This window comes from Desulfurella sp., from assembly GCF_023256235.1.
In the GTDB taxonomy this organism is placed as follows: domain Bacteria; phylum Campylobacterota_A; class Desulfurellia; order Desulfurellales; family Desulfurellaceae; genus Desulfurella.
In genome coordinates this window covers 26,562-36,366 of record NZ_JAGDWY010000022.1, presented here as the reverse complement: position 1 = coordinate 36,366, position 9,805 = coordinate 26,562, and the positions used below count along the sequence as shown (strand labels likewise).

The following is a 9,805-nucleotide window of genomic DNA, read 5'->3' as shown; positions in this document are numbered from 1 at the left end:
AAATTTGGGTTAGATTAAGTAACGATTGTTGAGTTTGAATGGAAACACATATGAGACGGAATGAATTTGAAATTACAGAGAAAGCAAAAATAGAGAAATTACTCAATGATAGCTCATTTTGTACACTTTCTTTTGTGGATTTTAATAATAAACCATACGCAACAACTGTTAATTTTGTTTATCATAATAAACATATTTATTTTCATAGTGCAAATTCTGGTAAAAAGATTGATATAATTAAAACTAAACCACTAGTTTATTTTACAACATTCAAAGCTTATTCTCAAATACCATCGTACTTTAAAAGTGAAGATATTGCATGTTTTGCTGGCCAGCTTTTTGCATCTATTCATGCAATCGGAGTAGTTAATATAATAAAAAATGACGATCTAAAATCACAAATACTTATGGCTTTAATGAATAAATTCCAGCCCGAAGGTGGTTTTGAACCAATTTACCCCAACAATTTATATAAAGAAATGCTTGATAAAGTTTTAGTTTTAGAAATTGATATTAATAGTATTAGTGCAAAATTTAGATTTAATCAACGTGAATCTTATGAAAACAAATCAAACTTGCTTAAAAACCTTAAAAAAAGAGGTAAAAAGATTGATTTAGAGACTATAAAGTTTATTCAAGAAAATGATCTGTATTAATTATCTCATACAAATTAATTGTAAAGCTTTTTAAAGGAGGCAACAATGACTTTTCAAAATGAGGCAGCCTGGTCTAAATCCTACTCTGAGCTTTTAGCTAGGCACAATATCAAAGACTCATGTCTATCTTGCTTCAATGATGACTACAAGCTAAACATTGAACCAGATGAAGCACTGATTGATACACAGGCAATACTGGATGTAATAGCAACTCAAAATAAACAGGTAAGGTTTTTTAAGCACAAAGATGAGTTGTTTTTTAAGGTTTATGCTTTTTGCAAAATACCTTTATACGAAGTTTTACCTATTTTAAAGAACTTAGGATTAAATGCATTGTATGAAGATTTCTTTGAGTTAAACATTAAAGATAAAAATATACTTATCCAAAGGTACAATATAGAAAAGAGCTTTGAGTTTGACATAGAAAAAAATGCCCATCTTGTAGAGAATAATTTTCTTGCTGTAATTGATAAGGTTGTAGAAAACGATGAGCTAAATATACTTACCACAAAAGAGCTTTTGGACTACAAACAGATAGACTTATTAAGGACATTTGGCAATTACCTGATGCAGGTAGATTTTAGCGTAAAAAGGATATCAATGCTTGGTTCTTTAATTAAGTACTCCCATTTGTCAAAACGCTTTATTGAAGCATTTGATCAAAAGTTTAACCCAACTTTAGACCAGCGCAATACAAAAGAACTCTTTGAGCAAATAAATAAAGAATTAGAAACAATAAACAATATACAAGACTACAAGATACTAAGTGCTATATTTAACATAATAGACTCTATAATCAGAACAAACTTTTACAAACAAAAACTTTACCACTACATATCTTTAAAAATAGACTCTTCCAAGGTATCAAAAATGCCCCTTCCAAGACCTATGTATGAGATATATGTACACTCTTTTTTAATGGAAGGCTGTCATTTAAGAGGCGGTAAGGTAGCGCGAGGTGGTATAAGATGGAGCGATAGAAAAGATGACTTCAGATTAGAGATCTTGGAACTAATGAAAACACAGATGGTAAAGAATGCTGTCATTGTCCCTGTGGGCTCAAAAGGCGGTTTTATAATAAAGCATACAAATGGGGGTGACTTACAAGAAAAAGCCATTGAATCATACAAAACACTAATTAGAGGCATGCTTGATATCACAGATAACTATTCAAGCTCAAAAGAGCGTATCAGGCCAGATGAAGTAGTATGCTATGATGATTTCGACCCTTACCTTGTTGTAGCAGCAGACAAAGGCACAGCAAAGTTTTCGGACATTGCAAATGATATAGCCCAAAATGAATACAACTTCTGGTTAAAAGATGCTTTTGCTTCTGGTGGTAAGTTCGGTTATGACCACAAAGAGCTTGGTATTACTTCAAAAGGCGCCCTTGTGTGCACAAGAAGACACTTTAGAGAGCTTGGCATAAAACTTGACTCAACACCAATAAGCGTGGTGGGTGTTGGGGATATGAGTGGAGATGTGTTTGGAAATGCTATGATTGAACTAAAAAACATACAGCTAAAAGCAGCTTTTAACGATAAAGAAATATTTATCGACCCAAACCCAGATATAGAAGCTTCGTACAAAGAAAGAAAAAGGTTATTTGACAATGCCCTAAGCTGGAGTTTTTACAACAAAGAGGTACTATCAAAAGGTGGTTTTATATGCAAAAGAGATGAAAGATCCATTTTGTTATCACCTCAAGCAAAAGAGTTTTTAAAAACAAACGAAGATAGAGTCTCTTCAGAAGATCTAATCAAACTGATACTCAAAGCAGATGTTGATCTGTTATGGATGGGTGGTGTTGGAACATACGTTAAAGCAAGCGATGAAACAAATGAAGAAGTAGGCGATAAAACAAACGACAATGTACGTATAAATGCAAACCAGGTAAGGGCAAAGGTTGTAGGAGAGGGTGCAAATTTAGGTTTCACACAGAAAGCTCGCATTGAGTATGCACTGCTTAAAGGTAAGATAAATACAGACTCTCTGGATAACTCAGCAGGTGTTGATCTATCAGATCAGGAAGTAAACCTCAAAATTCTCTTAAATGATCTAATGGAATCCAAAGTAATTAAAGACCTAGATGAGCGCAATACTATTTTAAAAAAACTTACACCTGAAGTCATACAAAGGGTACTTGACCATAACTACATGCAAAGCCTGGCTGTGTCTCTTGACGAGATAAGATCTATCAAAGAACCAGAGATATTCTATGAGCTAGTTGAGTTTTTCAAGCAAAAAAAGCTATTTAGTGAATCTGAATATTACTTTCCAAACAAGCTAACACTGGCAGCTCGCATTGACTCAGGTACTGGCTATACCAAACCTGAGCTTTCTATTATGCTTTCTTTTCTAAAGATATTTATATATACAAACATACTAAAAGAAACAAACTTTGACAAATACCTGATAGATAAATACGCTTTGCTTTACTTTCCACCTTCTGCAAGAGAGGTCTATAAAGAACACATACAAAAGCACCTATTGAAAAAAGAAATAGGCTCAACATACATTACAAACCTTATTGTGAACAGCAATGGTGTGGGTTGTCTGATAAAGCTAAACATGCTTACAAACCAGCCTTATACATCTATAATAAAAACGCTTATTTTCATATACGATCTTCTTGATGTGCAAAATATAAGAAACGAAATATTTTCTTTTGAAGATAAGATTGATCAATCAGTAATCTATAACACCATAATAGATATGTTTTACGCAGTAGAAAAATTTGCTACAAACCAGCTATACCTATTTGGGGATTCAATCATAGAGTATGTGTACAAACAAGAGATATTGGGCTATATGGATTACTACGTTGAAAATACCATAAAAGAAGGTGTGTTTAAATCAAAGTATGAAGAAAAAACAAAAGAGCTATCTAAATATTTTTCAAAAGAGCTATCAGAAAAAATAGCTCAATTCTACTTTATAGACGACTTTATCTTAGCATACTACATAACAAGAAAAACCGACAAAAACTTTATCCAGGTGGTTCAAACAATAGAAAAAACAAACGAAATCTTTGGTTTCCAAAAAGTCATAGACTATGTAAACTCAATAAGAATTGTAAACGAGTGGGACAGGTTTGCACAATTTTCTATGGTAAGAAAATTCATTATGTCTATGGTAAAAATATCCATGAAAATACTAAACGAATATAACGGTGATACTCAGGCACTAACAAACGCAAAAAAGACTTTCTTTGATAACTACACAAACCAGCTAAACTCTATTTCTACACTATCTGCAAATAACCTACACCCTGTGTTGTTGCTTTATGATAGATTGGAGGGCTTTATATAAAAGTTGTTGAAAAGTATTTAAAATAATTGTATAATAAATATGTGAAAAAAATTTATTATATAGAGAGGGTTTGAATGAGTGAAGTTGTTTTGGAAACTAATTTAGGTGGGGTAAATCTTTTAAAAAGAGGCAAAGTTAGGGACGTTTACGAAATTGATGAAAAATTACTTATTGTTGCAACAGATAGAATATCGGCATTCGATGTAATTTTGCCAAATGGAATACCTGGCAAAGGGGAGGTTTTGACGCAGATTTCTTTGTTTTGGTTTGACAAAACAAAAGACATCATACAAAACCACATAATAACTGCTGATATAAATGAGTATCCACCCCAATTAAAACAATACATTAAGTTACTCCAGAAACGCAGCATGCTTGTAAAAAAAACAGAGCCAATTCTAATAGAATGTATTGTTAGAGGTTATATTTCGGGTTCAGGCTGGATAGAATATAAACAAACAGGTAAAATATGTGGAATAGAATTACCAAAAAATTTAAAAGAATCTCAAAAGTTACCCGAACCTATCTTTACACCTAGCACGAAAGCAGAAAGCGGCCATGATCAAAATATAACTTTCGAGCAAATGTCCAATATGATTGGAAATGATATCGCATCTCAAATAAAAGATATTAGCTTAAAAATATACGATAAAGCAAGTCAGTATGCATTAGAAAAAGGCATCATAATAGCCGATACAAAAATGGAGTTTGGTTTTTATAATGGTAAGCTTATGCTAATTGATGAGTTGCTAACACCCGACTCATCCAGATTTTGGCTTGTGGAAACTTACAAAGAAGGTCAACCTCAAGATAGTTTTGACAAGCAAATTGTAAGAGATTACCTTTTAACACTTGATTGGAATAAAACATATCCAGGACCAGTCCTGCCTGACAGTATAGTTGAAAAAACTGCCAAAAGATACAAAGAAATATTAGAAATGCTAACACTATAAAACTAATTTTTCTTGCTTATCTTATCGTATAAGATAAGCAAGATTCCTATTGTAATAAATGAATCTGCAAAATTAAAAGCCGGATAGTGGTAGGTTTTTATGTAAAAATCAAAAAAGTCCAAAACATATCCATGCACAATTCTATCGTATAAGTTACCTAAAGCTCCGCCAGCAAGCATAGTTAAACCAATGAATAACGTTTTGGATGTGCTTTCTTTAAACATAAAATAAAATGCAATAATTACAACGATAGCACTTATTGCTATCAAAAAAATAAATCTATATATCCCGCTTAAGTGAGCTAAAAATCCAAACGCTATGCCAGTATTTTGCACATAAACCAGATTAAAAAAATTAGGTATAACTGTAATAGTATGATTTATAGTAAATTTTGCCAGATAGTATTTACTAACCCAATCTATAGCAAAAAAAAGGAGCGTCAATGACACTCCTAGGAAGTATCTGTACTTTTTAAACATTATTTAAAAACTATTGAAATTTTATAAGAGAAATTTTAGCTGCATCGCCTTGTCTGTAGCCTATTTTATATATTCCAACATAACCACCGTTTTTGTCTATGTACTTAGGTGCAATGTCATTAAGTAATTTTTTAACTGATGGTTTATGAGGCAATCTTGATAATAAAAGCCTTCTAGAAGAAAGCGTATTTTTTTTGCCAATACTTACAAGCTTACTTATGAATCTTTGCAATTCTTTTGCTTTAGCATCAGTAGTTTTTATCTGACCATGTTCAATTAATGCAATTGCTAAATTTCTAAGAAGCGCTTTTCGTCTATCGCTATCTATACTTAGTGTTCTATAAGCCTTTCTATGCCTCATTCCTCACTCCTTTTTATGGCTTCTTCTATTCGTTTTATATATTTTTCATCGAATGTCATACCTAAACTTAAACCCATTTGTTTTAAAGCTGCTTTGATCTCTTTCAATGACTGCTTACCGAAATTTCTTGTGTTAAGTAAATCTAGGTCTGTCTTTTGTACCAGTTGCCATATATACTTTATGTCATGATTTCTCAAACAGTTAGAAGCCCTTACATTTAATTCAAGATCATCAACAGTTTTTAGTAGATTTTCATCAATTTCCTCGTTAGTATCACCATACCCTAAATCTGGTTCCGGCTCTTTAAAACTACCCATAAATAACTTAAAATGAGAATTAAGTATATAGCTAGCTTGTCCTAAAGCTTCTTTTGGTGTAATACTGCCATCTGTTTCAACATCCAATACAAGTCTTTCATAATCGTAAAAACCTCTTTCCATACTCTTGTCTGCACTAAAAGACACTCGCCTTATCGGAGTAAACAAAGCATCTACAGGAATATAGCCAATTTCTCTATTTGCATTTTCCTGATTTGATTGTTTATAGCCCACACCTTTTTTAAGATAAATTTCAGCTTGGAAATCAGCATTATCGTTAAGCTGAGCTATATAATGGTTTGGATTTATGATTTTAAGATCAGAAGTCAATTCTATATCACTGGCTTTTAGTACACCAGGACCTTTTTTATTTATTTTCAAAACACATTCTTTAAAGTTTTCAGATAAACTTTTAAAAATTACATCTTTTAAATTTAAAATAATACTAATAACGTCTTCTTTAACACCATTTACTCCGCTAAATTCATGTTCCACGCCTTCTATTTTAATACCCACTATACCAATACCCTGAATGGATGATAACAATACCCTTCTTAGGGCATTGCCAATAGTAGTAGCAAAACCTTCATTAATAGGCTCTAATATAAATCTTTCATGCCTTTCATTTATGCGTTCAACTTTTATCTCTTGGGGCAACTGTAAATATTCAAAAATATCATTACTCATAATCCAACCTTTCTTTAATCTTATCTTGAATAAAGCTCAACTATCGTATCAGCTTTAAATGGTACCCTTATATCCTCAATCGATGGTATATCCAGCACCTTAATTGACATATTGTTCGGATCCAAACTCAGCCATGGTACAATACCAGATTTGTATGCATAATCAATCTTGTCTTTTAACTCTTGAGAGCTTTTTAATTTCTCTTTAACGCTAATTATGTCATTTTTAGAAACAATTAGAGAAGGAATCGTTACTTTTCTACCATTAAGTAATATATTGCCATGACTAATTAACTGTCTTGCTTGCTTTCTTGAAGATGCAAAACCTGATTTATAAATAACATTATCCAGTCTGCATTCAAGTATTTTAACTAAATTTTCACCAGTTTGTCCTGGCATCTGTTTTGCATTTTTAAAATATCTTCTAAATTGTCTCTCAAGCACACCATAATATGTTTTAGCTTTCTGTTTTTCAAGTAAATGTTCTGTATAGCTTTTTAATTTTCTTCTTGAAGTTTTGTCTTTTCCCGGTGGGTAAGGAGCTTTTTCAAATGCACATTTTTGAGTAACGCATCTTTCACCTTTCAAAAATAATTTCAAACCTAATGCTCTGCACTTTCTGCACGATGGACCATGATAAACTGCCATATTATATCACCCCTCAAACTCTTCTTTTCTTTGGTGGTTTACAACCATTATGTGGTATAGGCGTTACGTCCCTTAGAGATTTAATTTTCAAGCCAGCTGCCTGTAGTGCCCTAATAGCAGTTTCCCTACCTGAACCAGGACCTTTAACACGAACATCAACTTCTTTCATGCCTCTTTGCAATGCTACTTTAGCAGCTTGCTCAGCTGCCATCTGGGCTGCAAACGGAGTACCTTTTCTAGTTCCTTTAAAGCCTACACTTCCTGATGATGACCAGCATACAACATTGCCATCTTTATCTGTAATTGTAACAATTGTATTGTTAAATGTAGACTGAATATGAGCCACGCCACTTGAGCTTACTTTTTTTACTTTTTTTCTTTTTGCTTCAGCCATTCAATTTCTCCTTAAAAACCATTATTTACCTCCAACTGTTTTTCTCCTGCCTTTTCTTGTTCTTGCATTTGTTCTGGTTCTTTGACCTCTTACAGGCAAGCCTTTTCTATGTCTTAAACCTCTATAATTTCCTAAATCCATTAAACGCTTAATGTTCATACCAACAATTTTTCGGAGTTCTCCTTCTATTGTATAGTTAGACAATACTGATCTTAATTTTTGTAATTCATCTGGCGTTAAATCATCCGTTTTTCTGTTAGGATCAACACCAGTTTTTTGAAGTATTTCTTTAGCTCTAGATTTACCTATACCATATATGTATGTTAAGGCAATCTCTATACGCTTATTTTTTGGTAACTCTACACCAACTAAACGAGCCATTTAACCTCCTAACCTTGTCTTTGTTTGTGTTTTGGGTTTTCGCATATAACCCTAACAACACCTTTTCTTTTTATTATTTTGCATTTTGGACAAATTTTTTTCACAGAAGATCTTACTTTCATTTATTTAACCTCCATTATTTTTTATTTATATCTATAAATTATTCTACCTTTTTCTATGCTGTATGGTGAAATTTCTAATTTCACCTTATCTCCTGGTAAGATTTTAATAAAGTGCATACGCATTTTGCCAGCAACATGAGCTAAAACTACATGGTTATTATCCAATTTTACTCTAAACATTGCATTGGGTAGCGCCTCTATAACCTCACCTTCAACTACTACTGGCTTTTCTTTTGCCATAAATGTCAATTCTCCTTGCTCAATATTAGGGTTCCTTCTTCTAAAATTGCTATAGTGTGTTCAAAATGCGCAGAAGGTAATCTATCTTTTGTAACAACACTCCAACCGTCTTTTTTAATCTCAACTTCATAAGTACCCATATTTACCATCGGCTCAATTGCAATTGTCATACCAACTTTTAACAGTACATTTCGTCCATTTGAAGGCACATAGTTTGGAACCTGTGGTTCTTCATGAAGATTCCTGCCTATACCATGCCCAACATAATCTCTAACGACATTGAATCCATTTGATTCAACAAAATTTTGAATTACTCTTGAAATATCAAATAGATAATTGCCGGGTTTTGCTTGTTCAATACCTTTATACAAACTTTCTCTTGTTACATCAATAAGCTTTTGCTTTGCTTTTGAAATACTACCCACACCAACAGTAATGGCCGAATCACCATAAAAGCCATCATAAAACAAGCCAAAATCCAGGCTTACTATGTCACCTTCTTTCAAGATTTTTTTCCTGGAAGGAATACCGTGGACAACTTCTTCGTTAACAGAAACACACAAAGCGTTTGGAAAACCTCCGTATCCCAAAAAAGCTGGCTTTGCATTCAGTTTAGCAGAATATTCCATTGCAAGCCTATCAAGCTCATATGTTGTTATACCAGGTTTTACTTCATTTTTCAACATATTTAATACTTTAGCTACCATTGCGTTTACAACACGCATTTTTTCTATTTCTTGTTTAGATTTAAGAATAATCATCAATTACCTAATATATCTTTTATTCTGGAAAAAACTTCATCAACTGTACCCAAACCACTTATTGAGCTTAATTTTCCCTGTTTATCATAATATTCAATTAAAGGCTTTGTATGTTCTTTAAAAACTTTAAGTCTATTTTCAACAGTTTCTTTTTTATCTCCACGTTTATCTCATGGAAGTTCTTTTCTTCAAGTTTTTTGTTAAGTTTTATTTTTCCCTTGTTTATCTTTATAAATCCAAGAAGTTTGCAGGCTTCCAATATATTGATAAGGTCATCTGCCTGTTCCAATGCCTCATCAGAAAGCTTCTGCAAAGAAATTTCGCCATCGTGCTCTTTTAGTATTGAAATTACTCCGTGTATCTGACCTATCTTTATATTCAGAGGAAAAATCCCTTTCATACCATTTTTAATAATCTGTTCTATTTATTACTTTAATTGTTTTGATTAAAACTATTTAATCAGTGGTTTTGATTAATAGCTATGGCGTCAGAGAT

At 32.6% G+C, this 9,805-nt stretch carries 13 protein-coding genes and 1 pseudogene; 3 read left to right on the top strand and 11 right to left on the bottom strand.

The genetic code is table 11. The features are described from left to right. Window positions 1-50: 50 nt before the first annotated feature. The 3 genes from Q0C22_RS02190 to Q0C22_RS02180 all read left to right on the top strand — a co-directional run bounded on the left by Q0C22_RS02190 (window position 51) and on the right by Q0C22_RS02180 (window position 4,921). Entirely contained in the window at window positions 51-656 is a 606-nt protein-coding gene (locus tag Q0C22_RS02190; protein WP_291490444.1) for a pyridoxamine 5'-phosphate oxidase family protein, read from the top strand. A gap of 45 nt (window positions 657-701) precedes the next feature. After that, window positions 702-3,968, top strand: a complete 3,267-nt coding sequence (locus tag Q0C22_RS02185) for an NAD-glutamate dehydrogenase domain-containing protein (RefSeq protein WP_291490443.1) — start codon at window positions 702-704, stop codon at window positions 3,966-3,968. 74 nt (window positions 3,969-4,042) lie between these two features. After that, window positions 4,043-4,921: a phosphoribosylaminoimidazolesuccinocarboxamide synthase gene (locus Q0C22_RS02180; RefSeq protein ID WP_291490442.1), complete on the top strand. Its 879-nt coding sequence runs from the start codon at window positions 4,043-4,045 to the stop codon at window positions 4,919-4,921. Window positions 4,922-4,923: 2 nt separating this feature from the next. Here the strand turns inward: Q0C22_RS02180 and lspA are convergent, their stop codons facing one another. From lspA to Q0C22_RS02130, 11 genes and pseudogenes are all read right to left on the bottom strand, one after another. Then, a complete protein-coding gene (lspA, locus tag Q0C22_RS02175; RefSeq protein WP_291490441.1) occupies window positions 4,924-5,400 on the bottom strand; it encodes a signal peptidase II in 477 nt (158 codons plus the stop codon). A 10-nt stretch (window positions 5,401-5,410) separates the two neighbouring features. Then, window positions 5,411-5,761 carry a 50S ribosomal protein L17 gene (gene rplQ / locus Q0C22_RS02170; protein ID WP_291490440.1) on the bottom strand — a complete coding sequence of 117 codons (351 nt, stop codon included), beginning with the start codon at window positions 5,759-5,761 and terminating at the stop codon, window positions 5,411-5,413. Further along, window positions 5,758-6,765, bottom strand: a complete 1,008-nt coding sequence (locus Q0C22_RS02165; protein WP_291490439.1) for a DNA-directed RNA polymerase subunit alpha — start codon at window positions 6,763-6,765, stop codon at window positions 5,758-5,760. Before Q0C22_RS02165 ends, rplQ begins: the two co-directional genes overlap by 4 nt. A gap of 20 nt (window positions 6,766-6,785) precedes the next feature. Beyond that, window positions 6,786-7,412 carry a 30S ribosomal protein S4 gene (rpsD, locus tag Q0C22_RS02160; RefSeq protein WP_291490438.1) on the bottom strand — a complete coding sequence of 209 codons (627 nt, stop codon included), beginning with the start codon at window positions 7,410-7,412 and terminating at the stop codon, window positions 6,786-6,788. A 13-nt stretch (window positions 7,413-7,425) separates the two neighbouring features. Further along, window positions 7,426-7,806, bottom strand: coding sequence for a 30S ribosomal protein S11 (rpsK, locus tag Q0C22_RS02155; RefSeq protein ID WP_025391480.1), 381 nt, complete (start codon window positions 7,804-7,806; stop codon window positions 7,426-7,428). A gap of 21 nt (window positions 7,807-7,827) precedes the next feature. Next, entirely contained in the window at window positions 7,828-8,187 is a 360-nt protein-coding gene (gene rpsM, locus Q0C22_RS02150) for a 30S ribosomal protein S13 (RefSeq protein ID WP_291490437.1), read from the bottom strand. Between the two features lie 8 nt (window positions 8,188-8,195). Beyond that, complete coding sequence (rpmJ, locus tag Q0C22_RS02145; RefSeq protein WP_025391478.1) at window positions 8,196-8,309, bottom strand: 50S ribosomal protein L36; 114 nt, start codon at window positions 8,307-8,309, stop codon at window positions 8,196-8,198. Window positions 8,310-8,330: 21 nt separating this feature from the next. Then, on the bottom strand, window positions 8,331-8,549 hold the full coding sequence (infA, locus tag Q0C22_RS02140; protein WP_291490436.1) for a translation initiation factor IF-1: 219 nt from the start codon (window positions 8,547-8,549) through the stop codon (window positions 8,331-8,333). A gap of 5 nt (window positions 8,550-8,554) precedes the next feature. Further along, window positions 8,555-9,310, bottom strand: a complete 756-nt coding sequence (gene map / locus Q0C22_RS02135; RefSeq protein ID WP_291490435.1) for a type I methionyl aminopeptidase — start codon at window positions 9,308-9,310, stop codon at window positions 8,555-8,557. After that, window positions 9,310-9,432 (bottom strand): annotated as a pseudogene (locus Q0C22_RS10410) (adenylate kinase); the annotation flags it as partial. The gene map and the pseudogene Q0C22_RS10410, both read right to left, overlap by 1 nt. Continuing rightward, entirely contained in the window at window positions 9,408-9,710 is a 303-nt protein-coding gene (locus Q0C22_RS02130) for an AAA-associated domain-containing protein (RefSeq protein ID WP_291490434.1), read from the bottom strand. The gene Q0C22_RS02130 and the pseudogene Q0C22_RS10410, both read right to left, overlap by 25 nt. Window positions 9,711-9,805 lie beyond the last annotated feature (95 nt).

Coding starts and splice junctions, on each gene's coding strand:
- map (WP_291490435.1), bottom strand. CDS start 9,310: ATGATTATTCTTAAATCTAAACAAGAAATAGAAAAAATGCGTGTTGTA.
- rplQ (WP_291490440.1), bottom strand. CDS start 5,761: ATGAGGCATAGAAAGGCTTATAGAACACTAAGTATAGATAGCGATAGA.
- infA (WP_291490436.1), bottom strand. CDS start 8,549: ATGGCAAAAGAAAAGCCAGTAGTAGTTGAAGGTGAGGTTATAGAGGCG.
- Q0C22_RS02190 (WP_291490444.1), top strand. CDS start 51: ATGAGACGGAATGAATTTGAAATTACAGAGAAAGCAAAAATAGAGAAA.
- lspA (WP_291490441.1), bottom strand. CDS start 5,400: ATGTTTAAAAAGTACAGATACTTCCTAGGAGTGTCATTGACGCTCCTT.
- rpsM (WP_291490437.1), bottom strand. CDS start 8,187: ATGGCTCGTTTAGTTGGTGTAGAGTTACCAAAAAATAAGCGTATAGAG.
- rpsD (WP_291490438.1), bottom strand. CDS start 7,412: ATGGCAGTTTATCATGGTCCATCGTGCAGAAAGTGCAGAGCATTAGGT.
- rpmJ (WP_025391478.1), bottom strand. CDS start 8,309: ATGAAAGTAAGATCTTCTGTGAAAAAAATTTGTCCAAAATGCAAAATA.
- Q0C22_RS02130 (WP_291490434.1), bottom strand. CDS start 9,710: ATGAAAGGGATTTTTCCTCTGAATATAAAGATAGGTCAGATACACGGA.
- Q0C22_RS02180 (WP_291490442.1), top strand. CDS start 4,043: ATGAGTGAAGTTGTTTTGGAAACTAATTTAGGTGGGGTAAATCTTTTA.
- rpsK (WP_025391480.1), bottom strand. CDS start 7,806: ATGGCTGAAGCAAAAAGAAAAAAAGTAAAAAAAGTAAGCTCAAGTGGC.
- Q0C22_RS02185 (WP_291490443.1), top strand. CDS start 702: ATGACTTTTCAAAATGAGGCAGCCTGGTCTAAATCCTACTCTGAGCTT.
- Q0C22_RS02165 (WP_291490439.1), bottom strand. CDS start 6,765: ATGAGTAATGATATTTTTGAATATTTACAGTTGCCCCAAGAGATAAAA.